This is a genomic window from Streptomyces sp. NPDC088254, from assembly GCF_044740925.1.
Classification (GTDB): Bacteria; Actinomycetota; Actinomycetes; order Streptomycetales; family Streptomycetaceae; genus Streptomyces.
In genome coordinates, this window is the sequence record NZ_JBIURQ010000008.1 from 252,811 (window position 1) to 276,772 (window position 23,962).

Genomic DNA, 23,962 nt, shown 5'->3' on the forward strand with positions numbered 1-23,962 from the left:
GCCGCCCACACGGTGAGGAGGCCCCACAGATGCGTGCAACCACGGGCGACCAGCTGATCCAGCACGGCAGGGTGGTCGGCCAACACGACAAGGTCGGCGAGATAGTCGAGGTCCTGGGCCGGGAGGGCAACCCCCCGTACCGCGTCCGCTTCGAGGACGGGCACGAGGGAGTGTGCTCCCCCGGGCCGGACACCGAGATCCGCCACAAGGTCCAGGAACAGATGTAGGCGTCCTAGCGCGGGGGTTTCGCCGGCTGCCCGTAGTGGTCGGCGATCACCCGTGCCATCGCCCCGATCCGGTCCGTGCGCACGTCCTTGGCGGCGAAGAACACATGGCCGCGGACCTCCGGGTGCTTCTTGGCGAGGGCCAGGTGGCGGGACAGCTCGTTCTGCTTCTGCCAGGCCGCGGCCTGTGCGGAGTCCCCCGCCCGGTACAGCGCCTCCCCCAGGTAGAGCCTGGTCCGGCTGCCCCGCGCGACCTGCGCCCACCAGGGCACGAGCTTGGCGTAGTCGGCGGCGGTCATGCCGATGTGCCAGTAGAGCTGCGGCACGATGTAGTCGATCCAGCCCTGGCGCACCCACTTGCGGGTGTCGGCGTAGACGGCGTCGTACGACTGCAGCGCGTTCGTGTCCGAGCCGCGGGAGTCGGTGGAGGCGTTGCGCCACACGCCGAACGGGCTGACGCCGAACTGCGTGCCGGGGCGGACGGCCTTGATGCGGGCCGCCGTCTCGCGCACCAGCTTGTCGATGTTGTCGCGCCGCCAGGCGGCCCGGGTGGAGAAGGCCGATCCGTGGCGGTCGTAGGCGTCGTCGTCGTCGAAGGTCTGCCCGGCCACCGGGTAGGGGTAGAAGTAGTCGTCGAAGTGCACCGCGTCCACGGGGTACTTCTTCACCGCGTCGAGCATCGCGTTCTGCACGAAGGCGCGGACAGCCGGCAGGCCGGGGTTGTAGTACAGCTTCCCGCCGTACCGCACGACCCAGTCGGGGTGCTTGCGCGCCGGGTGGGAGGCGACGAGCCGGGAGGGGTCGGCGTGGGTGGCGACCCGGTAGGGGTTGAACCAGGCGTGCAGTTCGAGCCCGCGGGCGTGGGCCTCCTTCACGGCGGTGCCGAGCGGGTCCCAGCCGGGCGACCTGCCCTGCACGCCGGTGAGGACCTGCGACCACGGCTCGTACGGCGAGGGCCACAGGGCGTCCGCCGTGGGCCGCACCTGGAGCATCACGGTGTTCAGGCGCTTGCGGACGGCGAGGTCCAGCCAGCCGATCAGTTCGGCGCGCTGCTGGGCCGCGGTCAGCCCCGCACGGGACGGCCAGTCGCGGTTGGCGACGGTCGCGAGCCACATGCCCCGCATCTCCCGCGTCGCCCGTACCTCGCCGCCACCGCCGCCGTGCCCACGGCCGCCGCTGCCGTGGCCGCCGCTCCCGTGGCCGGGAGGCCGCAGCGCGTTCGCCGCCGCCCCGGCCGTCGTCGCCCCGGTCGTGAACGCCGAGACCGTCGAGAACGCCGCCAGCGCGAACGCCCGCCGAGTCAGTCGCCCCATCGCGCACATCCCCACACACGCCGTGGATCCGTGCGGTCACGGATCGTCGTCCGGGCACAGCATGCCCCCACCCCGACGATCGATCATCGATACTTACTAGTAACGTGCACGATCGGAGCAGAGCCGTCCGAGACCCGGAAGGCTCCCCCGGCCGTCGATCAAGCGCTTCGAGTCAGCGCGGGAAAGGGACGATGTGACAGGCATCCCAGCGGGAGACATCTCACGCGTCGGAGTGGTGGGCTGCGGCCAGATGGGGGCGGGCATCGCCGAGGTGTGCGCCCGCGCCGGACTCGACGTCATGGTCGCCGAGACCACCGGCGAGGCCCTGGAGATCGGCCGTACCCGGCTGTACAACTCCCTGGCCAAGGCCGCCGACCGAGGCAAGATCACCGCGGAGGAGCGGGACGCCACGCAGGCGCGCCTGGCCTTCACCACGGACCTCGGCGAGTTCGCCGACCGTGACCTCGTGATCGAGGCCGTGGTCGAGAACGAGGGGGTCAAGACCGAGATCTTCCAGGTGCTGGACCAGGTCGTGACCCGCCCGGACGCGATCCTCGCCTCCAACACCTCCTCCATCCCGCTGGTGAAGCTGGCGGTCGCCACCTCGCGGCCCGACCACGTCGTCGGCATCCACTTCTTCAACCCGGCCCCGGTCCAGCAGCTCGTCGAGCTGATTCCGGCGCTGACCACCTCCGAGGGCACGCTCGGCCGAGCGCAGCTGTTCGCCGAGAAGCTGCTGGGCAAGCACTCCATCCGCGCCCAGGACCGCTCCGGCTTCGTGGTCAACGCGCTGCTGATCCCCTACCTGCTCTCCGCGATCCGGATGTTCGAGACGGGCATCGCCAGCCGCGAGGACATCGACAACGGCATGGAGATGGGCTGCGCCCACCCGATGGGCCCGCTGAAGCTGTCCGACCTGATCGGCCTGGACACGGTCGCCTCGGTCGCGCAGAGCATGTACGAGGAGTACAAGGAGCCGCTGTACGCCGCTCCCCCGCTGCTGCAGCGGATGGTGGACGCCGGCCGCCTGGGCCGCAAGACCGGCTCCGGCTTCTACACCTACGCCTGAGGCCGGCCGGCCCGGGTCAGCCGAGCCTGCGGTGGTGGAGCAGCATCAACGCGGCCGCCATGTTGGCGGCCGGCACCTCCCCCCGGGCGACCAGGTCGGGTACGCGTTCCAGGGGGACCCACTCCCGGCGGTCCGACTCGAAGTCGTCCACGGGGGGTCCCGCGTACTCGCCGCGGTCCGCCCAGTAGATGTGATGGACGGCGTCGGTGAGGCCGTTGGAGGGTTCCACGCTCATGAGGTGGTGCAGGGGGCCGGGCCGCCAGCCGGTCTCCTCCTCCAGCTCCCGGGCCGCCGCGCGGGCGATGTCCTCGCCGTCCTCCACGACCCCGGCGGCGAGTTCGTAGCCCCAGCTGTCGGTGATGAAGCGGTGGCGCCACAACAACAGGGCCTCGTCCGCCTCGTTGACGATCGTCGCCACGGCGACCGGCCGCAGCCGGATGAGGAAGTGGTCGAGGTGCCGGCCGTCCGGCAGCTCGACATCGGCCAGGTTGACGCTGAACCAGCGGTTCTCATACACGGTTCGTTCGTTCTGCTTCGCCCACTGCACGGTCTGCCGCCTTCCGTCGGGTAAGGGGCAATATCGCAGCAGGCGACGTGCCGAGCCGATCCGGAGTCAGGCCACATCACGACGCTACAGGGGTACGCGCAGCGCCCCGTCGATGAGTTCGGCCGCCTCGGACGTGCCCGCGCAGCCGCTGCGCACCAGGTGTTCGCGCACCGCCCGGAGTCTGTCGCGCAGACGCTGGGACTCCATCCCCCGTGCCTGCTCCGCCATTTCCACCGCGATGGCCACCGCCTTGTCGGCGTTGCCCTGGCGCAGTTCGATCGTGCTGAGCATGGCCAGCCGGTGCACCCGGCCCCGGTCATGGGCGGGACTGCCGACGGCCGCCGTGGCGTGCTCCGCCGCCGCCGTGAGATCGCCCAGGCTCAACAGGGCTTCCGCCACCTGGACGTTGACCAGTCCCGGCTGGACGTAGCCGGTCTCGTCGGGTTCCCGGCCCCGCATGATCCGGTCGGCTGCCGTCTCGGCGCTGCGGATGCACGACAGGGCGCTGGTGCCGTCGCCGAGGTGTGCGTACGCCTTCGCCTGCATCGCGTACAGGTCGGAGGCGAGGGCCGGGGTGATGTGCTTGCCCGCGGTGCGCAGCGCGGCCTCAGCGAAGGCGACGGCCTGCCGGTGCTCCCGCATGAACAGCGACTGGTTGACCAGCAGCGCGATCACATAGGCGCCCAGTCCCCGGTCGCCGCTGGCCTTGGCGAGCCGCAGCGCCTGGTGGAAGTAGCGCTGCGCGAGCCCGTGCGCGTCCGAGTCGTACGCGCAGATACCGGCGATTGCCACCAACCCGCCTGTGGCACGGTGCAGTTGACGCCCCGTCGCGTCGGTGTAGCCGCCGCGCAGCAGTGGGGCCGCCTCAGCGTTGAGGAAGCCGACGATCCGGCTGCGCGTCGCCACGCCGCCCGTCTTCCGGTACATCTGCTCGTAGTGAGTGCGGGCCGCGCGCAGCGTCTCTATGTCGGCGGACGTCACCCGGTGCCGGCCGCCGCGAGAGACGTCGACGTCCTCGGGCGGGTTCTCCCACTCCCACACCGGCATCACGGCGGGCGTGCCGGTGACGGCGGGGGCGCCCAGGATGTGCGGCCGCTGCTGTTCGTCGGAGCGCCACAGCGCGGTGGCCCGCTCGACGAACCCCGACAGCGACGCGCCGTGCGGGGTGGAGGGCTCTCCCGGGACGCCGAGGCCGATGTCGTCGAGGGTGACGGGGCGCCGCAGCCGGCCGGCGAGCACCTCGCAGATCAGGTCGGGCACCTGCCCGCGCGGACGCTGCCCTTTCAGCCACCTCGCGACGGCCGTGTGCTCGTAACGCAGCGCGAGCCCCCGAGCCCGCCCGGCCTGGTTGACGTGGGCCGCGAGACCCGCGTGGGAGATCCCCGCCTCGTCCAGGATCGCGTCGAGCAGTGTGTTGGGCTGCATGGGTGCCCCCCGGTGGCTCAATGCCGCCAGGGTAGTGGGTCCGGCTTCACACGGGGTGTGAACCGAGTGCGCGCACCCGAGCCGTGTGCACGCTGTCGCTCAGCGTGCACAGCCGGTTGACTGAAATGCCTCGCAAGAGGTTCGCCGGGCCGTCGGCTCCCCCTCGAAAGCGACGGCCCGGCGGTTCGCTCCGCGGGTTTGGCCGGGGGCGCCGATTCGGTACCGGGTGCGTTGTCCGGCGCGGGTCGTCGGGGGCTGGTCGCGCAGTTCCCCGCGCCCCTTAAGGCATGGGGCTGCGCCCTTGCCTCTTAGGGGCGCGGGGAACTGCGCGATCGGCCGCAGTGGACCCGCAGCCGGCCGACGGCAGCACCGCCCACGACCACTAGCCCCGCAGAACCGCCCCCGTCCGCTCGCCCGCCAGGGCGACCGCCGCGTCGCGGGCGGCCGACGCCTCGTCGACCGTCAGCGTCCGGTCCCCCGCGCGGAAGCGCAACGCGTAGGCCAGCGACTTACGCCCCTCGCCCAGCTGCTCCGCGTTCTCGTACACGTCGAACAGGCGGATGCTCTCCAGCAGTTCGCCCGCGCCCTCACGCAGCGCGGCCTCGACGTCGGCGTGCGGGACGAACCTGTCGACGACGAGGGCGACGTCCTGCGTGGCGACGGGGAACGAGGAGATGCTCGGCGCCTGGGGCGTGTCGTCGCCGACCCGCTCCAGCACGTCGAGGTCCAGCTCCATGGCGGACGTACGGGCGGGCAGGCCCAGGGCCTTCAGCACCCGCGGGTGCAGTTCGCCCGCGTGTCCGACGACCCGCTCGTCACCGTCGACGACGACCGCGAGCTCGGCGCACCGGCCCGGGTGCCACGGCCCGTACTGGCCACTGCGCACGATCAGTTCGGCGCCGGCCTCACGGGCGACGGTCCGGGCCGCCTCGACGGCGTCGGCCCAGTCGGCCGGGCGGCCCTTGCCCCACCAGCCGGCCTGCTCGCGGGCGCCCGCGAGGACGACGGCGACGTGGCGCGGCTGCTCGGGCAGCGCGGCGTCGAGCGCGGCGATCTCCGCCTCGGTGGGCCGCCGGTCGACCGGCAGACGGACCGCGGCCGGCCGCTCCTCGCGGGGGTGGAAGACGAGCCCGGTCTCGAACAGCGCGAGGTCGTGGCTGCCCCGGCCGTCGTTGCGGCGCAGCGCGGCCAGCAGGCCGGGCAGCAGCGTCGTGCGGAGCGCGGGCTCCTCCTCGTTCAGCGGGTTGACCAGCTTGACGACACGGCGGGCCGGGTCGTCGGCGGCCAGTCCGAGCTGGTCGAAGACCTGCTCGCCGACGAACGGGTAGTTCGGCGCCTCGACGTAGCCGGCGCCGGCCAGGGCCCGGCCGACGCGGCGGTGCAGCCGCTGCCGGTGGGTCAGACCGCGGCCCGAGGGGAGCTTGGGCAGCGTGGAGGGCAGGTTCTCGTAGCCCTCCAGCCGGATGACCTCCTCGGCGAGGTCGTTGGCCTCGACGAGGTCGGGCCGCCAGGACGGCACGGTGACGAGCAGCTCGTCCTGCCCCTCCACATGGCAGCCGATCTCCTGGAGCCGGCGTACGACGGTCTCGCGGCCGTAGGCGACGCCCGCGACCTTGTCCGGGTGGTCGGCCGGGGCGGTCACGGTGTGCGGCGTGGACGGCGCGACGACCTCCGTGACGCCGGCCTCGGCGGTGCCGCCCGCGAGGAGCACGAGCAGGTCGACGGTGCGCTGCGCGGCGGCGGCCGCGGCCTGCGGGTCGACGCCGCGCTCGAAGCGGCGCGAGGCCTCGGAGGTCAGCTTGTGCCGGCGGGCCGTACGGGCGACGGAGACCGCGTCGAAGTGGGCGGCCTCGATGACGACGGCGGTGGTGCCGCCGTCCGCCTCGTGGTCGGCGATCTCGGTGTCGGCGCCGCCCATCACGCCGGCGAGGCCGATCGGGCCGCGCTCGTCGGTGATCACCAGGTCCTCGGCGTGCAGGGTGCGGGTGACGCCGTCGAGGGTGACGATCTTCTCGCCCTCCGCGGCCCGGCGCACGCCGATCGTCCCCTGGACGAGGGAGCGGTCGTAGGCGTGCAGGGGCTGGCCCAGCTCCATCATCACGTAGTTGGTGACGTCGACGGCGAGCGAGATCGGGCGCATGCCGACCTTCTGGAGCCGGCGCCGGAGCCAGATCGGGGAGCGCGCCTCGGGGCTGAGGTCGGTGACCGTGCGAGCGGTGAAGCGGTCGCAGCCGACCGGGTCGGAGACCTGGACGGGGTAGCCGAAGGCGTTCGGGGCGGGCACGTCGATGAGGGCGGGGTCGCGCAGCGGCAGACCGTAGGCGATGGCGGTCTCGCGGGCGACGCCGCGGATCGACAGGCAGTCGCCGCGGTTGGCGGTGACGGCGATGTCGAGGACCTCGTCGACCAGTTCGAGCAGCTCGATGGCGTCCTTGCCGACCTCGGTCTCCGGCGGCAGCACGATGATGCCGCCGGTGCCGTCGTCGCCCATGCCCAGCTCGTCGCCGGAGCAGATCATGCCGTGGGAGGTCTTGCCGTAGGTCTTGCGCGCGGAGATCGAGAAGCCGCCGGGCAGGGTGGCGCCGGGCAGGACGACCACGACCTTGTCGCCGACGGCGAAGTTGCGGGCGCCGCAGACGATCTCCTGGGGCTCGCCCGTGCCGTTGGCCTGGCCGACGTCGACCGTGCAGAAGCGGATCGGCTTCTTGAAGCCCTCCAGCTCCTCGATGGTCAGGACCTGGCCGACGACCAGGGGACCCTTGAGGTCGGCGCCGAGGTGCTCGACGGTCTCCACCTCGAGGCCGGCCGAAATGAGCTTGGCCTGGACGTCACGGCCGGTCTCGGTGGCCGGCAGGTCGACGTACTCCCGCAGCCAAGAAAGCGGGACCCGCATCAGATCTCCATCCCGAACGGCCGGGTGAACCGGACGTCACCCTCGACCATGTCTCGCATGTCTTCGACGTTGTGGCGGAACATCAGCATCCGCTCGATGCCGAACCCGAAGGCGAACCCGCTGTACTTCTCCGGGTCGACGCCGCAGGCGGTCAGCACCTTGGGGTTGACCATGCCGCAGCCGCCGAGCTCGATCCAGCCCTCGGAGGAGCAGGTACGGCAAGGGCGGTCGGGGTTGCCGACGGACTCGCCGCGGCAGACGTAGCACACCATGTCCATCTCGGCGGACGGCTCGGTGAAGGGGAAGAAGTTGGGCCGCAGCCGGGTCTTCATGCCCTCGCCGAACAGCGCCTGGACCATGTGGTCGAGGGTGCCCTTGAGGTCGGCCATGGTGAGGCCCTCGTCGACGGCGAGCAGCTCGACCTGGTGGAAGACGGGGGTGTGCGTGGCGTCCAGCTCGTCGGTGCGGTAGACGCGGCCGGGGCAGATCACGTACACCGGCAGCTCGCGCTGGAGCAGGGAGCGGATCTGCACGGGCGAGGTGTGGGTGCGCAGGACGACACCGCTGTCGCCGCCGCCGTCGGGGGCCTGCACGAAGAACGTGTCGGCCTCGCCGCGGGCCGGGTGGTCCGGGCCGATGTTGAGGGCGTCGAAGTTGAACCACTCGGCCTCGGCCTGCGGGCCCTCGGCGACCTCGTAGCCCATGGCGACGAAGACGTCCTCGATGCGCTCGGACAGCGTGGTGAGCGGGTGGCGGGCGCCGGCCGGGACGCGGTCGTAGGGCAGCGTGACGTCCACGGCCTCCTCGACCAGCACGCGCGCGTCGCGCTCGTCCTCGAGCTCCGCCTGACGGCCGGCGAGGGCCTTGTTGACGGCGCCGCGGGCCTGGCCGACGAGCTTGCCGGCGGCGGCCTTCGCGTGCGGGGGCAGCGCGCCGATCTCGCGGTTGGCGAGGGCCAGCGGGGAGGTGCCGCCGGTGTGGGCGACCTTGGCCTCCTGGAGCGCGTCGAGGGAGTCCGCGGCGGCGAAGGCGGCAAGCGCCTCGTCCCGCATGCGCTCGATCTCTTCCGGTTTCAAGGCCTCGACCTCTACAGGGTCGTACGACTTATTGGGTGCCGACATCTCTTCCCGTGCTTCCGGTTGTCCCCCAGCTGACGCTGGGAGGTGCCCCCAGGCGGATGGTCCCCGTGAGCGGCGCGGAGGGCCGTGTGCAGGACACATGGGTGCCAGAGGCCGAGTCTAACGGGGTGGAGGTGTGCGAATGCGCCCGCGGGCACTCAGCTCAGATAGGCCGGAGCGCTCACGGGCAACGTAAATCGGAACTCGGCGCCGCCCTCGGGGGCACGGCCGACCGTGATGACGCCGCCGTGGGCCTCGACGATGCCCTTGACGATGTACAGCCCGAGTCCGGTGCCGCCGCGCTTGCTGCCCCGCCAGAAGCGGGTGAAGACGCGGTTCATGGACTCCTCCGGGATGCCGGCGCCCTCGTCGCTCACGGTGACCGACGTGCCGGCGTCCTCCCCCTCACGGGGGGACGGGGCGGGCGTGACGTCAATGGTGACGGTTCCCTCGCCGTGCCGCACCGCATTTTCGATGAGGTTGCTGAGCACCTGGTCGACCTTGTCGGGGTCGGCCCACAGGTCGGGCAGCGGCTGCTCGACGCGCAGCAGGAACCTGTCGGCGGGCTGGCCCGCGGCCACGTAGGCCTGGATGTGCCGGCCGACGGCGGCGCCCATGTCGACGGGCTGGCGGCGCACCTCCAGCCGGCCCGAGTCGATGCGGGAGATGTCGAGCAGTTCGGCGATGAGCCGGGTGACGCGGTCGGCGTCGGCGTCGACCGTCTCCAGCATCAGCCGCTTCTGGTCGTCGGTGAACCGCGCCCACTTGGCGAGGAGGGTGGCGGTGAAGCCCTTCACGGAGGTGAGCGGGGAGCGCAGCTCGTGGGCCACGGTCGCTATCAGCTCGGCGTGGCTGCGCTCGGTGCGGCGGCGCGCCTCGGTGTCGCGCAGGCAGACGACGACGCGGCGCACGGGGCCGGTGGGCTCGCTACGCACGTACCGCGCGGAGACGAGGACCTCGCGTCCGCCGGGCAGCAGCAGGTTGCGTTCGGGCTGGCGCACCCGGATGGCGAGCCCGCCGTAGGGGTCGGTCAGCGGCCACCAGCGGCGGCCTTCGAGGTCCTCCAGCGGCAGGGCCTTCTCCAGCCGGCTGCCGAGGGCGTCCTCGGCGGACAGGGCGGTGATGCGTTCGGCGGCGGCGTTGAAGCAGACGACGTGGCCGTGCTCGTCGGCGACGACCAGTCCGTCGGGCAGGTCGTCGGGGTCGACGCCGGCGGCGTCATCGGGCGACGGGGACGCGGCAGCGTGCGGCACGGCCCGTGCTTCCCGTGTGCTGCTCATGCCGACGCTCATTCCCCGTACCCCACCTCTCAGACGGCTGAGGGGCCCCCGAGCTGGTCACCCTACTAGGTGGAACTGACGGTGCGGCAGCCTTCGGGGGTGCGCTGGGCGCGGGCCGACGCGTAGAGACATACGGCCGCAGCGGTGGCGAGGTTCAGGCTCTCGGCCTTGCCGTGGATGGGGACGCGGACGACGGCGTCGGCGAGGGCGCGGGTCTCCTCGGGCAGGCCCCAGGCCTCATTGCCGAACACCCACGCGGTCGGCCCGCCCATGGCGCCCTTGTCGAGCTCCTCGTCGAGGTCGTGCGCGCCGGCCCCGTCGGCGGCGAGGATGCGCACCCCGGCGTCCCTGAGCCCGGCCACGGCCCGCTCGACGGGGACGCCGACGGCGACGGGCAGGTGGAACAGCGAGCCGACGGAGGCCCGTACGGCCTTGGGGTTGTACAGGTCGACGGAGGCGTCGGTGAGGACGACGGCCTCGGCGCCGGCGGCGTCGGCGCAGCGCAGGACGGTGCCGGCGTTGCCGGGGTCGCGGACGTTCGCGAGGACGGCGACGAGCTTGGGGCGGGCGGCGAGGATGTCCTCGAACGGCGTGTCCAGGAACCGGCAGACGCCGGCGAGGCCCTGCGGGGTGACGGTGGTGGAGATGTCCTCGATGACCTGCTCGTCGGCGAGGTGGACGCGGGCGCCGGCGGCGCGTGCCTCGCCGATGATGTCCGCGTAGCGTTCCGCGGCTTCGAGGGTGGCGAAGAGTTCGACGAGCGTCGCGTCCGCGCCGCCCGGGGGGCGGTGCGCGGCGGCCTCCCGTACGGCCTGCGGTCCCTCCGCCAGGAACAGTCGCTCCTTGCCCCGGAAGTTCCGCCGGGCCAGTCGCCTCGCGGCCGAGACGCGGGGGGAGCGGGGGGAGATGAGGTCGGGGGTGGCGGGGGGCATGGCACCTTCGGTGGGAGGCGGGAGATGTGACGGAACCGGTCAAGCGCCGGGGGTTAGGGGCGAAGCCCTCGGGGAAGCAGTCGGACCCGCAGGCCGGGGGGCCTGCGGGTCCGGTCACGTCGGCTGGAGCCGGCGCAGCGTCACGCCGCCTTCGGGGCGTTGACGTCGCTCGGCAGCGCCTTCTGCGCGACCTCGACGAGCGCGGCGAAGGCGCCGGCGTCGTTCACGGCCAGCTCGGCCAGGATCTTGCGGTCGACCTCGACGTTCGCGGCCTTCAGACCCTGGATGAAGCGGTTGTACGTGATGCCGTTGGCGCGGGCAGCGGCGTTGATGCGCTGGATCCACAGCTGACGGAAGTCGCCCTTGCGCTTCTTGCGGTCGTTGTAGTTGTAGACCAGCGAGTGGGTGACCTGCTCCTTGGCCTTGCGGTACAGACGCGAACGCTGACCGCGGTAGCCGGAGGCCTGCTCGAGGATCGCCCGGCGCTTCTTGTGGGCGTTGACTGCCCGCTTGACGCGTGCCACTTGATTGACTCCTTGTAGCGGGGCCGTGGTTGGACTCACACGACCCGGTAATCGATTGGGTCCCGGTCAGAGATCAGGCGCGGGAGGAAGATCCGCGCCCGACGTCACTTGCCGAGAAGCTTCTTGATCTTCGCGGCGTCGCCCGGGGCCATCTCGGCGTTGCCCGTGAGGCGACGCGTCACGCGGGACGACTTGTGCTCGAGCAGGTGGCGCTTGCCGGCGCGCTCGCGGAGCACCTTGCCGGAGCCGGTGACCTTGAAGCGCTTGCTGGCACCGCTGTGCGACTTGTTCTTCGGCATAGCGCCGTTCTCTCCTCGTCGATGGCGCTCCGGTGCCCGGTCGTCACAACCGGGCACGGGTGGAGCGTCGCTCTTGTTTCGGTTACGTCCGCGGGACCGCTGTCCCTCGGATCACGCCTCGGCGGAAGCCTCGGCAGGGGCCTCTGCAGGAACCTCGGCGGGGTCCTCGGCGTGCACGGCGTCCGCGGCGTTCTGCGAGCGGCCGGGGTTGGCCTTCGCTTCCGCCTTGCGGGCTTCCTGTGCCTGACGGGCCTCGGCCATCGCCTCGGTCTTCTTCTTGTGCGGACCGAGAACCATGATCATGTTTCGGCCGTCCTGCTTGGGGTTCGACTCGACGAACCCGAGCTCCTGGACGTCCTCCGCGAGACGCTGCAGCAGTCGGTAGCCCAGCTCGGGCCGGGACTGCTCACGACCGCGGAACATGATCGTGATCTTGACCTTGTCGCCCTGCTTGAGGAACCGGACGACGTGACCCTTCTTGGTGTCGTAGTCGTGCGGGTCGATCTTCGGCCGGAGCTTCATCTCCTTGATGACCGTGTGCGCCTGGTTCTTGCGCGCCTCACGGGCCTTCATGGCCGACTCGTACTTGAACTTCCCGTAGTCCATGAGCTTGCAGACCGGCGGGCGGGCGTTCGCCGCGACCTCGACCAGGTCCAGGTCGTACTCCTGCGCAAGCTCCAGTGCCTTGGCCAGGGGGACGATGCCCACCTGCTCGCCACTGGGACCGACAAGTCGCACCTCGGGAACGCGAATCCGGTCGTTGATGCGGGGCTCGGCGCTGATGGATCCTCCTCGGTAGCACCACGCGAGCGTCTGGCGGACGGCCGCGTAACGTCTGTGTTCGATAGACCTATAACCACGCCGAAACACAAAAAATGCCCCGGACGACACAGGCGGGGCTCCAAGCACTACCGGAGCACCGCCGCGAGGATCGCGGGGCGCACTACCGGGCGACTCCATCGTCCGTACGGAACGATGGCGGCCGCCTGACCGGGGTGACCCGCCGCCCTGGGGACAGTCGGGTGGGAGCTCGGAGTCTCCACTTGTGGGCCGGACCCGCCTGCTGAGTGGCACGCGTGTCCGACCGGTCGTTACACGAGATTAGCAGGTCGAGAAGGCGCGCGCGAATCAGGTGTCCGCCGCCCCGCGCTGTCAAGAGGGCGCTGTCGGCAGGGCGTGTCGCTGGCCCTATCGTGTGGAGCATGAGTGAGACCCCCTCCCCGGGCGCCCCCGAGACCCCCGGCGCCGCCGGCTTCGACGACATGACCCGCGACATCGCCGAGGTGCCGGCGGTCGAGGTGATCGTGACGGTCGCCGTCAACCTGATGAGCGCCGCCGCCGTGAAGCTCGGCCTGACGGAAGAGGGCGACAAGTACAAGGACCTCGACGAGGCCCGCAAGCTGGTGCACGCCCTCGCCGGCCTGCTCGACGCGTCCACGACCGAGATCAGCTCCTTCCACGCGGCCCCGCTGCGCGACGGCCTGAAGTCGTTGCAGCTGGCGTTCCGCGAGGCGTCGATCGTCCCGGACGAGCCGGGCCAGGGCCCGGGCGAGAAATACACCGGGGCGGTCTACGGCAAGTAGTCCGCGGACGCCGTCAGCTCATCCGCGTACGTACAGGGGCTCGCCCGGAGGCGTCGTCCCGGCCGGCAGCAGTGCCAGGTCGAGGCCGCGCACCAGGCGGGCCCTCAGTGTTTCGTCGCCTGCGAGGCGCCGGGCCACCGACCGGGCGGCCTCGGCGGGGGCGGCGGCCGGGTCCAGGACGAGGGCCAGGGTGCCGTCGGCCTGTCCGGGCCCGAGGTGGGCGCGCAGCACGGCGGGTTCGGCGGCCACGACGGCGCGCACCGCGGCGAGGACCGCCGGGTCGGTGAGCGGGTCGGTCGTGGTGCGGCCCTCGGCGAGGGCGAGCAGCGCCGGCCCGGTCAGCTCGAAGGGGACCGGCCCCGCCAGGTCGAGGACGACCGTGTCGGCCTTCTCGTGGGCGGCGGCCTGCAGCGCCTGGTGCAGCGGTACGGCGACGGGGCGGGCCTCGGGGTCCCAGCGGGCGAGGGACTCGGTGGAGGTGAACGCGGGCAGGGCGACGCGGGCGCCCGCCTTCAGGGTGGGGACGGCCATGTCGCTGGTCTTCTCGCGGCGCAGCCCGTTCTCGTCCTCCTCGACCTCCCCGAGCACGGTCACGACGGGCACGAGCAGGCGGGCGCCCTTGAGCGCTTCGAGGACCGGGCCGACGGCGGCGCGGTCCTGGGCCCAGGCAGCGAGGGCCGCGCTCAGTGCGGGGTCGGCGGAGCCGTCGTCGTCGGAGTAGCCGGGGTCGGGGATGTTCTTGTTCGCCACGGTCACCGACCCTATCGGGGGAGGCCGCCGGCCCGGTGCGGGGCCCGGAGCGCGGGCGGGGCCCGCTTCCACAGGTTTCCAGGCCGTCGGGCCCGACCGTCCCGGCGTCAACAGCCTCGGCCGGGTGGCGGCCGGCGGGCACGGCTACCTGGTGGCCGTGCTGTCGGACGGCAGCGCGACGCAGGCGGGCGGGATCACGCTGGTGGAGGCGGCGGCGAGGGCGGCGGTGTCGGCGTTCTTGCCCGCCTGAACACCGTCCCCCCGCGCCGGGACGCCCTAGAGGACGTCGTACCGCTCCCGCTGGGGGGCGTCGTACGCGTCCTGCCGTTCCTCCTCGCGGCGGCCGCGCCACAGGACGACCGCGGCGACCAGCAGCAGGCCCCCGGCGCCGCCGGCGAGCGGGGCGGCCCAGGTCGACGGGTCCTCCTCGGCCTTCTCCGCGTCGGGCCCGGGGCCGAAGTAGGCGCCGCCGTGGGACGCGGCCCGCAGCCCTTCGGGCTTGAGCGCGCCGGCGGCCTTGATCGCGGCGGCCGGGTCGATGAAGCCGAAGCCGCGGGAGTCGTCCCGGCCGCCGGTGGGGGCGTTGCGGGCGGTGTCCTCCAGCAGCTTCTTGATCTGCGCCGGGGTCAGCCCCGGGTGGGCGGCCTTGAGGAGGGCGACGGCGCCGGAGACGAAGGCCGCCGCGGCGGAGGTGCCCCAGCCCTGGTAGTACCTGTGGTCCGGGTCGGCGATCACGACGTCCACGCCGGGCGCGCTGACCGTGGCGTACCAGCGGCGGGTGGAGAAGGAGGCGCGGGTGCCGTAGCGGTCGACGGCGGTCGCGGCGATGACGCCGGGGTAGGCGGCCGGGTAGGAGATGTGGTCGCCCTTGTCGCCGCCGTTGCCGGCCGAGGCGACGACCACGGAGCCCTTCTTCAGGGCGTACTGGACGGCCTCGTCCTCGGACGGTTCGGGGTGGGCGGAGGCGGAGTCGTCGCCGAGGGAGAGGTTGATGACGTCGGCGCCCTGGTCGGCGGCCCAGCGGATGCCTTCGGCGAGGGCGTTGCCGCGGGTGTTGCGGGCCTTGGTGCGGGCCGCGTCGCGATCCTCCAGGATCACGCGGACGGGGAGGATCTTGGCCTCGGGGGCGATGCCCATGACGCCGTCCTCACCCGCGGGGCCGTGGCCGTGGCCGGCGATGATGCTGGCCATCGCGGTGCCGTGGCGGGCCCAGACGGCGTCGCCGCGCCGCGCGCCGAAGCCTACGAGGTCCTTGCCGGTGAGGACGTTCCCGGCGAGGTCGGGGTGTTCGCCGTCGACGCCGGTGTCCAGGACGGCGACGGTGATGCCCGCGCCCTTGGTGGTCCGCCAGATCTGGTCGGTGTGCAGGGCCTGAAGGCCCCACTGCTGGGCGCGGATGCCGTCCGCCTGCGCGGGGGCGGCGGGCAGCAGGGCGAGGGAGGCGGCGAGGAGGCAGCACAGCAGGCCCGCCCGGGGTGTCGTCCTACGACTGCTCATGAGGGCTGCTCCGAGGGGGCGGCGACGGTTTTGCGCAGGCCGCGTTCGACGCGGTCGGCGAGGCCCTTCGCCTCGTTGCCCAGACCCGCCTGGGCCGGGGCCGAGGTGGCGCCGGGCGCGGCGGCCCGGGCGGCGGGCTCGGGGGTGGCGACGGTACGGCCGTCGGCCCAGCCGGAGACGGCGTAGACGACGACGGGCGCGTCGGTGAGGACGGAGACCGTCCAGGAGGCGCGCTGCGCGTCGCCGAAGCCGGCGGCGACGGTGTCCGGCGGGGCGTACGTGCGGGGCATCAGGTCGGTCCGGCGGGCCAGGCCCTCCTTGTCGAACCGGGTGTCCAGCGCGCGCATGCCGGCCTCGTCGGCCTCGGTGAAGACCATGCCGACGGTGGTGACGTAGCTCTGGGTGGCGTCGACGTAGGTCGCGCGCAGCAGGCGGGCGCAGCCGACCGGGGCGAGGAGCTGGAGGAGCAGCGGGTCGAGGGCGCCGGCGCAGCCGCTGTCCGGGGCGACGGCGACCCGCGTCCAGGTGCGGTCGGCGCCGCCGGGGCCCGCACCCTGACCGTCCACGGTGGGCGGGAACAGCTGGTCGACGGGGACGTTGTGCCACAGGCCGCCGGCGGTGGCGTACGCGCTGCGCTCCCCCGAGCCGGCGGCGTCGCCGACGAGCCAGCTGCCGGTGGCGGCGCCGCCGATGAGGCCGAGTCCGAGGACGACGCAGGTGGCGGCGGCGAGGGTGCGCCCGCGTACGCGTCTGCGTCCGGCGCGCGGTGGTGCGTCGCCGTATCCCTCGGGCTGCGCGAACGTCACCACCGGCCGTGTCGCGCCGCCGCCGGGCGGGGGCGCGCTCCACGAGAGGGAGGGGTCGGGGACGGGGCCGCCGGGTGCGGGGTCCGCGGGGCGGGGGATCCGGGCGGCCGGGGCGTCGAACTCCGGCTCGTGTCCGTCCGGCACGTCGAAGTCGGGGTGCCGTACGGGGGTGGCGGGCGACCACACCCCTCCCTGGCCGGGCACGGCGGACGACAGCGCGTCCCGGGGGGCCTGAGCGGGAGCGGCCGCCCAACCTCGCGGCAAGGGGCTCCAGGCGCTCCCTTCCCCGGGCGCCTGCCCGCCGTCGGCCCCTGCGGGCGGGGCGGCGGAGGGTGCCGGACGCAAGAGGCGGTCGGCGTCCGGCCGCGGGGGGTGGCCGCTCGCCGGGGTGGTGGCGGAGGTGCGCGTGGCACGGTCACCGGCCGGGGCCGCTGTGCCCGGGCGGGCGGTGCCGGCGGTGGTGGGGCGTGCGCCGTCCAGGCGGGCCGGGCGGGTGACGCCCGGGCGGGCGGGGTCGCCGCTGTCGGCACGGGGTGGGCGGGCACCGTCCGTGTGGGGCGCGGCCGCACCCTCCGGGCCGGCCGTGCGGGTCGCGGCCGAGCGGGACGGTCGCGACGGTCTCGCCCCCGGGGTACGGGCGCCCTCCGCACCGGCTGCCGGCGACGAGGGGCGGGAGTTCTCCAGGCGGGCCGGGCGGGTGACGCCCGGGCGGGCGGGGCCGTCGGCGCCCGCGGCGGGCGAACCCTGGTCGTCGTCGGAGGTGCGGACGTCGTCCGTGCGGGCGGGGCGGATGGTCTCCAGGCGCACCGGGCGGGCAGCGGTCGGACGCGCGGGCGGAACGTCCGCCGAGCCGGGGGTGTCGGCGTCGGCCGCGGCGGGCCGGGACTCGGGTTTGCGCGCGGGCGGGGGCGTCCAGTCGGCGGTGCCGGAGGGGGGAGCGTCCGGGAAGCGGGCCGAGGCCGGGGGCGGCGGTGGGGGCGGGGTCATGGAGTCCGTGGGCTGGGGGGCCCGCAAGTGCGGGGCGGGTGGGGCGAGTCGGTCGGGCGGAGCCTTGCGTTCCGTCGAGGGGGCGGCGTCCCCGGTCGAGGGCTTCACGGCGTCGAGGGAGCCGCCCTCCGGGGGCGTGCCGGAACGGTCGCCGATCACAGGGGACTTGGGAGCCGGAGGTGCTGAGGACGGCATGGGCGGAGGCGGGGTGCCCGGCCCGGCGGGCGCGGTGGAGCGCTGCGGGGGCAACGGCCCGGTCCCTGTTCCGGCCGAGGGCCCGGCGGCGGGCCGCTCAGGGGTCAGGGGGCCGGTCGCGGTCCCGGCGGCGGGCCGCTGAGGGGTGGCCGCAGGGGCCGGATCCGTGGCTTCGGTCGGCCGTGGCGGCGTCTGGGGGGCCGGCGGCGTCGTCCCGGTGGCCGGCGTCCCGGTCGCCGGCGTCCCGGTCGCCGGCGCCCCGGTGGTCGTCGCCGTCGGAAGGCGGTTCGGGCGGGGTGGGGCTGTCGGGCGTGGGGGCGCGGTGGGCGGCGGAGGCGCGGTCGGGGGCGGGGGTGCGGTGGGCCGTGGGGGGATCGTGGCGCGGCGTGCTTCCGTGCTCATGCACCCCCCGTTTCCTCGTGCCCGGGCCGTCGTTCTCCCGCTCGGGCCGCCGTCACGTCCGCTCGGACCGTCGTACTTCCACTCGGCCGCCGGTGTTCCGCCCGGCCGCCGTCACTGCGCCCGGCCGCCGTCGTCCACCCGGCCGCCGTCGCTCCGCTCGGGCGGTTCTCGTGCCCGCACGGGCCCGGCAGCGGACGTGCTGGTCCGCCCCGGGCAGGCATACCCGCACGGGCGGGCCGGCATCCCGGCACGGGGTCTCCGGCCGGAGCCGTCTCCCCGTACGTGCGCGTCACTCTACGGCTAGTTGCCGCGGTAGCGGGAACCAGTCGGCGACCCCGGGGGCATCTGCCCGTATCGTCCCCCTACCCTGCGGTAATCCGGTCTGGCAGGCTGCGTTCATGACTGCGCGCGCCGCCGACCGGGCCCGTTACGACCGGGCCACCGCCCATCTCCAAGCCCCTGTCGCGATCGTCGATCTGGACGCCTTCGACGCCAACGCGGACGACCTGGTCCGCCGGGCGGGCGGGAAGCCGATCCGGGTGGCCAGCAAGTCCGTCCGCTGCCGGACGCTGCTGGAGCGTGTCCTCGCGAGGGACGGCTTCGCGGGGATCATGTCGTTCACCCTGGCCGAATCCCTGTGGCTGGCGCGGTCGGGATTCGAGGACATCCTGCTCGCCTACCCCTCCGCCGACCGGGCCGGTTTCGCCGAACTCGCCGGCGATCCCAAGCTGGCCGCCGCCGTCACGGTGATGGTCGACGACGTCGCCCAGCTCGACCTGATCGACGCGGCGCGGGCCGGCGGCCGCGAAGTGGTGCGTGTCTGCCTGGAGTTGGACACCTCGCTGAAGCTGCTCGGCGGCCGGGTGCGGGTCGGCGCGCTGCGCTCCCCGCTGCACTCCCCCGCCCAAGTGGCCGATCTGGCACGGGCGGTGGCCCGGCGGCCGGGTTTCCGGCTGGTGGGTGTGATGGCGTACGAGGGGCACATCGCGGGCGTCGGCGACTCACTGGCCGGCCGGCCGCTGCGTTCGCGGGCGATCCGGCTGATGCAGGCGACCGCCCGGCGTGAACTCGCCGAGCGGCGCGCCGCGGTGGTGCGCGCGGTGCGGGCCGTGGCGCCCGATCTGGAGTACGTCAACGGCGGTGGCACGGGCAGTGTGCAGCACACGGCGGCCGAGGACGCGGTCACGGAGATCGCGGCGGGCTCCGGGCTGTATGTGCCGCGGCTGTTCGACAACTACACGTCGTTCACGGGCCGTCCGGCGGCGCTGTTCGCCCAGCCCGTCGTGCGCAGGCCGGGCGTGGGGGTCGTGACCGTCCTCGGCGGCGGCTACCCGGCGTCGGGCGCAGCCGGCCGCGACCGGCTGCCGGTGCCGTACCTGCCGGAGGGGCTGCGCTACGACCCGCAGGAGGGTCCGGGCGAGGTGCAGACCCCGCTGCTGGGCTCCCCGGCGGACGATCTGCTGATCGGCGACAAGGTGTGGTTCCGGCACGCGAAGGCCGGCGAACTGTGCGAGCGGTTCGACAAGCTGCACCTGATCGAGGGCGACGAGGTGACGGCGACGGCCCCCACCTACCGGGGTGAGGGCCACACGTTCCTGTAGGGCGTGCTACACAGGCGTGACGTAGGCGCCGGAGATGCCGCCGTCGACCAGGAAGTCGGTGGCGTTGACGAACGAGGAGTCGTCGCTGGCCAGGAAGGCGACGGCGGCGGCGATCTCCTCGGCCTCGGCGAACCGTCCGACGGGGATGTGGACGAGGCGGCGGGCCGCGCGCTCGGGGTCCTTGGCGAACAACTCCTGCAGCAGCGGGGTGTTGACCGGGCCCGGGCACAGAGCGTTGACGCGGATGCCCTCCCGGGCGAACTGCACGCCGAGTTCACGGGACATGGCGAGGACGCCGCCCTTGGACGCGGTGTAGGAGATCTGGGACGTCGCGGCGCCCATCCGGGCCACGAAGGACGCGGTGTTGATGATGGAGCCCCTGCCCTGGCGCCGCATGTAGGGGATGGCGGCCTTGCAGCACAGGTAGACGGAGGTGAGGTTGACCTCCTGGACGCGCTTCCAGGCCTCCAGGCCGGTCTCCAGGATGGAGTCGTCGTCGGGCGGGGAGATGCCCGCGTTGTTGAAGGCGACGTCGACGCTGCCGTAGCTGTCGTAGGCGGTCCTGAACAGGGCCTCGACCTGCTCGGGGTCGGTGACGTCGACCTTCACGAAGATCCCGCCGACCTCCTCGGCGGCGCTCTTGCCGCGGGTCTCGTCCACGTCGGCGCAGACGACGTGCGCGCCTTCGGAGGCGAGGCGGCGGGCGGCGGCGAGGCCGATGCCGCTGCCGGCTCCGGTGACGACGGCGGTACGGCCGACCAGGCGGCGGCAGGTGTGCTGTGCGGTCGATGAGCTCACTGTGCGGGGCCCTCCGTGCTGATGAAGACGTTCTTCGTTTCGGTGAAGGCGGCGAGCGCGTCGGGTCCGAGTTCACGGCCGACGCCTGACTGCTTGAAGCCGCCGAACGGGGTCGAATAGCGCACGCTGGAATGGGAGTTGACGGACAGGTTGCCCGCGCGGACGGCCTGCGAGACGCGCAGCGCGCGCCCGACGTCCCGGGTCCAGAGGGAGCCGGAGAGGCCGTAGGGGGTGTCGTTGGCGAGGCGTACGGCGTCGGCCTCGTCCTCGAACGGAAGGATCACGGCGACGGGTCCGAAGACCTCCTCCACGGCCACCGGCGCGTCGGCGGGGACGCCGGTGAGAACGGTGGGCGGGAACCAGAAGCCGGGTCCCTCGGGCGCCTTGCCGCGGATGCCCTCGGCGCCGGGGTCGACGTAGCCGCGGACGCGGTCGAGCTGGGTCCGGGAGATCAGCGGGCCCATCTGGGTGTTCTCGTCGGCGGGGTCGCCGACGCGGACGGACTCGACGGCGGGGGCGAGGAGTTCGAGGAAGCGGTCGTGGACGGACCGCTGGACGAGGATGCGGGTGCGGGCGCAGCAGTCCTGGCCGGAGTTGTCGAGGAAGGACATGGGGGCGGCGGCCGCGGCGGCCTCGATGTCGGCGTCGGCGAAGACGATGTTGGGGCTCTTGCCGCCGAGTTCGAGGGTGACGCGCTTGAGCAGGGCCGAGCCCTTGGCAAGGACCTGTTTGCCGACTGCGGTCGACCCGGTGAACACGATCTTGGCGACGCCGGGGTGTTCGACGAGGGCGTCGCCTGCGACCGGTCCCGCGCCGGGCAGCACCTGGAAGAGATGCTCGGGCAGGCCCGCGTCCAGGGCGAGTTCGGCCAGGCGCAGCGCGGTGAGCGGGGTGGTCTCGGCGGGTTTGAGGAGTACCGCGTTGCCGGCGGCGAGGGCGGGGGCGGTACCCCAGGCCGCGATGGGCATGGGGAAGTTCCACGGGGCGATCACGGCGACGACGCCGAGGGGTTCGAGGAACGTGACGTCGATGCCGCCGGCGACGGGGATCTGCCGGCCGGTGAGGCGTTCCACTCCGCCGGCCGCGTAGTCCAGCAGGTCGCGGACGTTGCCGGCCTCCCAGCGGGCGTTGCCGAGGGTGTGTCCGGCCTCGCGGACCTCCAGCAGGGCCAGTTCCTCCAGGTGGGCGTCCACGGTGGCGGCGAACCGGCGCAGCAGCCGGGCGCGGTCGCCCGGCGGGAGCGCGGCCCACGTGCTCTGGGCCCGGGCGGCGCGGGCGACCGCCGCGTCGACGTCGTCGGCGCTCGCGGCGGGGACGCGGGCGATGACCTCCTCCGTGGCCGGGTTGAGGACCTGGAGTTCGTGCTCGTACGACAAGGCTGGACCTCTCACATGCGTTCGAAGGAGCGGCGCAGCTCCCAGTCGGTGACCGCGGCGTCGAAAGCGGCCAGTTCGACGCGCGCCATGTTGGCGTAGTGGGCGACCGTCTCCTCACCGAAGGCCGCTTTGGCGATGGGGCTGTTGGCCCACAGTGCGGCGGCCTCGCGCAGGGTGGTGGGCACGTGGTCGTAGTCGGCCGTGTAGGCGTTGCCCGGGCAGGGCTCGGGCAGTTCGAGTTTCTGCTCGATGCCGTACAGGCCGGCCGCGACGAGGCCGGCGACCGCGAGGTGCGGGTTGACGTCGCCGCCGGGGAGCCGGTTCTCGAACCGCAGGGAGCGGCCGTGGCCGACGACGCGGAGGGCGCAGGTGCGGTTGTCGTGGCCCCAGGCGACGGCGGTGGGCGCGAAGGAGCCGGGCTGGAACCGCTTGTAGGAGTTGATGTTGGGCGCGTACAGCAGGGAGAAGTCGCGCAGGGCGGCGAGCTGGCCGGCGAGGAAGTGCCGCATGACGTCGGACATGCCGTCGGGTCCGGCCATCGCGTTGTCGCCGGACGCGTCGGCGAGGGAGAGGTGGATGTGGCAGGAGTTGCCCTCGCGCTCGTTGTACTTGGCCATGAAGGTGAGCGACACGCCCTCCTGGGCGGCGATCTCCTTGGCGCCGGTCTTGTAGACGGCGTGCTGGTCGCAGGTGACCAGGGCTTCGTCGTAGCGGAAGGCGATCTCGTGCTGGCCGGGGTTGCACTCGCCCTTGGCGGACTCGACGGTGAGGCCGGCGGCCTGCATCTCGTTCCTGATCCGGCGCAGCAGGGGTTCGATGCGGCCGGTGCCGAGGACGGAGTAGTCGATGTTGTACTGGTTGGCCGGGGTGAGGCCCCGGTAGTTCGCGTCCCAGGCCTGCTCGTAGGTGTCCTTGAAGACGATGAACTCCAGCTCGGTGCCGACCTGGGCGGTGTAGCCGAGTTCGGCGAGGCGTTCGAGCTGGCGGCGCAGGATCTGGCGGGGGGCGGCGGCGACCGGGGCGCCATCGTCCCAGGCGAGGTCGGCGATGAGCAGGGCGGTGCCCTCGTTCCAGGGCACCCGGCGCAGGGTGCTCAGGTCGGGGCGCATGGCGAAGTCACCATAGCCGCGATCCCAGGAGGACATCTCGTAGCCGTCGACGGTGTTCATCTCGGCGTCGACGGCGAGGAGGTAGTTGCAGCCCTCCGTGCCGTGGTGGAGCACCTCGTCGAGGAAGAAGCGGGCGGCGAACCGCTTGCCCTGGAGTCTGCCCTGCATGTCGGGGAAGGCCAGGACGACAGTGTCGATCTCGCCGCCGGCGACGAGGGCGTGCAGTTCCTCGACGCTGAGCGGGGGTGTGCGGTCTGCCACGGGAGGGCCTCCTTCGGGCTGCTGCGCGCTGTCCTTCGGGCCGCCGCGCACTTCTCCGGCCGGGCCGAGAGCCATAAGGTATTGCCGAGAACCATTGTTTGGGAAGGGGGCGCGGCCACATGACTCTGGACGCGGACGGCGGCGCGGAGGACCGGCTGACACCGGTGCTGCGGCCCGTGCGGGCGGGCAACGGCTTCGAGGAGGCGCTGGAGCAGATCCTGCAGGTCGTCCGGCTGGGCCTGGTGCCGGCCGGGGAGCGGCTGCCGGCCGAGCGGGAGCTGGCGGATCGGCTCGGGATCAGCCGGGTGACGCTGCGCGAGGTGCTGAAGGTGCTTCAGGACCAGGGCCTGGTGGAGGCGCGGCGCGGGCGCTACGGCGGCACGTTCGTGCTGCCCCGGACCGACGGGGGCGGCGAGGACGAACTGCGGCGGCGGATCGAGCGGATCGACGTCGAGGACGTCCTGCGCTTCCGGGAGGTGCTGGAGGTGGGGGCGGCCGGGCTGTGCGCGGCGCACGGTTTGGACGACGAGCAGGCGGCCCGGCTGCGTGACGCGCTGGCCCGCACGCACGACGCGCCGCTCGCCGACTACCGCCGCCAGGACACGCTGCTGCACCTCACGCTCGCGGAGCTGTGCGGGTCGCCGTCGCTGACGGCCCGGTACGCGGCGGTCCGGGCGAGCGTCAACGACCTGCTGGACTGCATCCCGCTGCTGGTGCGCAACCTGGAGCACTCCCAGCGCCAGCACACCGCGATCGTGGAGGCCGTGCTCGAAGGGGACGCGGACGGGGCGCGGGAGATGATGCGCGAGCACTGCGCGGGCACGGCGGCGCTGCTGCGCGGCTTCCTGGGGTGAGCGGCGGACGCGTGGGTTTTACGCGGGTTTCACGCAGGGGTATTGCCATCCCGCCCACGGACCGCAAAGGTATCCATCCATTCCATTGGGTTCCCTCGGTTCGCATGCCTTCCGGTGCC

General features: G+C 73.2%; 23 protein-coding genes. 6 read left to right on the forward strand and 17 right to left on the reverse strand.

The features are described 5' to 3' along the window. Positions 1-29: 29 nt before the first annotated feature. Positions 30-227, forward strand: a complete 198-nt coding sequence (locus ACIOC0_RS24030) for a DUF1918 domain-containing protein (protein ID WP_402157415.1) — start codon at positions 30-32, stop codon at positions 225-227. A gap of 5 nt (positions 228-232) precedes the next feature. Here the strand turns inward: ACIOC0_RS24030 and ACIOC0_RS24035 are convergent, their stop codons facing one another. Next, complete coding sequence (locus ACIOC0_RS24035) at positions 233-1,537, reverse strand: glycoside hydrolase family 10 protein (RefSeq protein WP_402157417.1); 1,305 nt, start codon at positions 1,535-1,537, stop codon at positions 233-235. A gap of 193 nt (positions 1,538-1,730) precedes the next feature. Here ACIOC0_RS24035 and ACIOC0_RS24040 point away from each other — a divergent pair, with 193 nt between their 5' ends. Further along, positions 1,731-2,606 (forward strand): 3-hydroxybutyryl-CoA dehydrogenase, encoded by an 876-nt coding sequence (locus ACIOC0_RS24040; RefSeq protein ID WP_130444342.1) that lies wholly within the window; start codon positions 1,731-1,733, stop codon positions 2,604-2,606. A 16-nt stretch (positions 2,607-2,622) separates the two neighbouring features. On the opposite strand, the gene ACIOC0_RS24045 is transcribed toward ACIOC0_RS24040, so the two are convergent. The 9 genes from ACIOC0_RS24045 to infC all read right to left on the reverse strand — a co-directional run bounded on the left by ACIOC0_RS24045 (position 2,623) and on the right by infC (position 12,407). Beyond that, entirely contained in the window at positions 2,623-3,153 is a 531-nt protein-coding gene (locus ACIOC0_RS24045; protein ID WP_402157419.1) for an NUDIX hydrolase, read from the reverse strand. Positions 3,154-3,237: 84 nt separating this feature from the next. Next, positions 3,238-4,578, reverse strand: coding sequence for a transcriptional regulator (locus tag ACIOC0_RS24050; RefSeq protein ID WP_402157420.1), 1,341 nt, complete (start codon positions 4,576-4,578; stop codon positions 3,238-3,240). 382 nt (positions 4,579-4,960) lie between these two features. After that, positions 4,961-7,471: a phenylalanine--tRNA ligase subunit beta gene (gene pheT, locus ACIOC0_RS24055; RefSeq protein WP_402157422.1), complete on the reverse strand. Its 2,511-nt coding sequence runs from the start codon at positions 7,469-7,471 to the stop codon at positions 4,961-4,963. Next, positions 7,471-8,592: a phenylalanine--tRNA ligase subunit alpha gene (pheS, locus tag ACIOC0_RS24060; protein ID WP_402157423.1), complete on the reverse strand. Its 1,122-nt coding sequence runs from the start codon at positions 8,590-8,592 to the stop codon at positions 7,471-7,473. Before pheS ends, pheT begins: the two co-directional genes overlap by 1 nt. A gap of 155 nt (positions 8,593-8,747) precedes the next feature. Then, on the reverse strand, positions 8,748-9,881 hold the full coding sequence (locus ACIOC0_RS24065) for an ATP-binding protein (RefSeq protein WP_130444295.1): 1,134 nt from the start codon (positions 9,879-9,881) through the stop codon (positions 8,748-8,750). A gap of 53 nt (positions 9,882-9,934) precedes the next feature. After that, positions 9,935-10,801, reverse strand: coding sequence for a TrmH family RNA methyltransferase (locus ACIOC0_RS24070; RefSeq protein WP_402157425.1), 867 nt, complete (start codon positions 10,799-10,801; stop codon positions 9,935-9,937). A 140-nt stretch (positions 10,802-10,941) separates the two neighbouring features. Beyond that, a complete protein-coding gene (gene rplT, locus ACIOC0_RS24075) occupies positions 10,942-11,325 on the reverse strand; it encodes a 50S ribosomal protein L20 (protein WP_004002577.1) in 384 nt (127 codons plus the stop codon). Positions 11,326-11,429: 104 nt separating this feature from the next. Next, positions 11,430-11,624, reverse strand: a complete 195-nt coding sequence (gene rpmI, locus ACIOC0_RS24080) for a 50S ribosomal protein L35 (RefSeq protein WP_004933563.1) — start codon at positions 11,622-11,624, stop codon at positions 11,430-11,432. A 111-nt stretch (positions 11,625-11,735) separates the two neighbouring features. Continuing rightward, positions 11,736-12,407 carry a translation initiation factor IF-3 gene (gene infC / locus ACIOC0_RS24085; RefSeq protein ID WP_402157666.1) on the reverse strand — a complete coding sequence of 224 codons (672 nt, stop codon included), beginning with the start codon at positions 12,405-12,407 and terminating at the stop codon, positions 11,736-11,738. A 419-nt stretch (positions 12,408-12,826) separates the two neighbouring features. Here infC and ACIOC0_RS24090 point away from each other — a divergent pair, with 419 nt between their 5' ends. Next, complete coding sequence (locus tag ACIOC0_RS24090; protein ID WP_130444291.1) at positions 12,827-13,207, forward strand: DUF1844 domain-containing protein; 381 nt, start codon at positions 12,827-12,829, stop codon at positions 13,205-13,207. An 18-nt stretch (positions 13,208-13,225) separates the two neighbouring features. Here the strand turns inward: ACIOC0_RS24090 and ACIOC0_RS24095 are convergent, their stop codons facing one another. After that, positions 13,226-13,957 (reverse strand): SseB family protein, encoded by a 732-nt coding sequence (locus tag ACIOC0_RS24095; RefSeq protein WP_402157427.1) that lies wholly within the window; start codon positions 13,955-13,957, stop codon positions 13,226-13,228. Here ACIOC0_RS24095 and ACIOC0_RS24100 point away from each other — a divergent pair. Further along, the gene (locus ACIOC0_RS24100) at positions 13,941-14,207 is read left to right on the forward strand and encodes a hypothetical protein (protein WP_402157680.1); all 267 of its coding nucleotides are present in this window, start codon (positions 13,941-13,943) and stop codon (positions 14,205-14,207) included. The two genes, ACIOC0_RS24095 and ACIOC0_RS24100, sit on opposite strands and share 17 nt — an antisense overlap. Before the next feature lie 26 nt (positions 14,208-14,233). Here the strand turns inward: ACIOC0_RS24100 and mycP are convergent, their stop codons facing one another. From mycP to ACIOC0_RS24115, 3 genes are all read right to left on the reverse strand, one after another. Then, a complete protein-coding gene (gene mycP, locus ACIOC0_RS24105) occupies positions 14,234-15,454 on the reverse strand; it encodes a type VII secretion-associated serine protease mycosin (protein ID WP_402157429.1) in 1,221 nt (406 codons plus the stop codon). Continuing rightward, the gene (locus tag ACIOC0_RS24110; RefSeq protein WP_402157430.1) at positions 15,451-17,406 is read right to left on the reverse strand and encodes a hypothetical protein; all 1,956 of its coding nucleotides are present in this window, start codon (positions 17,404-17,406) and stop codon (positions 15,451-15,453) included. The genes mycP and ACIOC0_RS24110 overlap by 4 nt, the downstream gene beginning before the upstream one ends. Before the next feature lie 133 nt (positions 17,407-17,539). After that, positions 17,540-17,848, reverse strand: coding sequence for a hypothetical protein (locus ACIOC0_RS24115; RefSeq protein ID WP_402157432.1), 309 nt, complete (start codon positions 17,846-17,848; stop codon positions 17,540-17,542). 394 nt (positions 17,849-18,242) lie between these two features. On the opposite strand from ACIOC0_RS24115, the gene ACIOC0_RS24120 reads away from it, so the two are divergent. After that, entirely contained in the window at positions 18,243-19,445 is a 1,203-nt protein-coding gene (locus tag ACIOC0_RS24120) for an amino acid deaminase/aldolase (protein WP_402157433.1), read from the forward strand. A 6-nt stretch (positions 19,446-19,451) separates the two neighbouring features. Here ACIOC0_RS24120 and ACIOC0_RS24125 read toward each other — a convergent pair whose 3' ends face one another. Genes ACIOC0_RS24125 through ACIOC0_RS24135 form a run of 3 tightly spaced genes read right to left on the reverse strand, consistent with a single transcriptional unit; the run spans position 19,452 to position 22,989 of the window. Continuing rightward, a complete protein-coding gene (locus ACIOC0_RS24125; protein WP_130444281.1) occupies positions 19,452-20,243 on the reverse strand; it encodes a 3-oxoacyl-ACP reductase in 792 nt (263 codons plus the stop codon). Further along, complete coding sequence (locus tag ACIOC0_RS24130; RefSeq protein ID WP_402157435.1) at positions 20,240-21,619, reverse strand: aldehyde dehydrogenase family protein; 1,380 nt, start codon at positions 21,617-21,619, stop codon at positions 20,240-20,242. Before ACIOC0_RS24130 ends, ACIOC0_RS24125 begins: the two co-directional genes overlap by 4 nt. A gap of 11 nt (positions 21,620-21,630) precedes the next feature. After that, complete coding sequence (locus tag ACIOC0_RS24135) at positions 21,631-22,989, reverse strand: glutamine synthetase family protein (protein WP_402157436.1); 1,359 nt, start codon at positions 22,987-22,989, stop codon at positions 21,631-21,633. A 119-nt stretch (positions 22,990-23,108) separates the two neighbouring features. Here ACIOC0_RS24135 and ACIOC0_RS24140 point away from each other — a divergent pair, with 119 nt between their 5' ends. Next, on the forward strand, positions 23,109-23,843 hold the full coding sequence (locus ACIOC0_RS24140; protein WP_402157438.1) for a FadR/GntR family transcriptional regulator: 735 nt from the start codon (positions 23,109-23,111) through the stop codon (positions 23,841-23,843). The last annotated feature ends 119 nt before the right edge of the window (positions 23,844-23,962 follow it).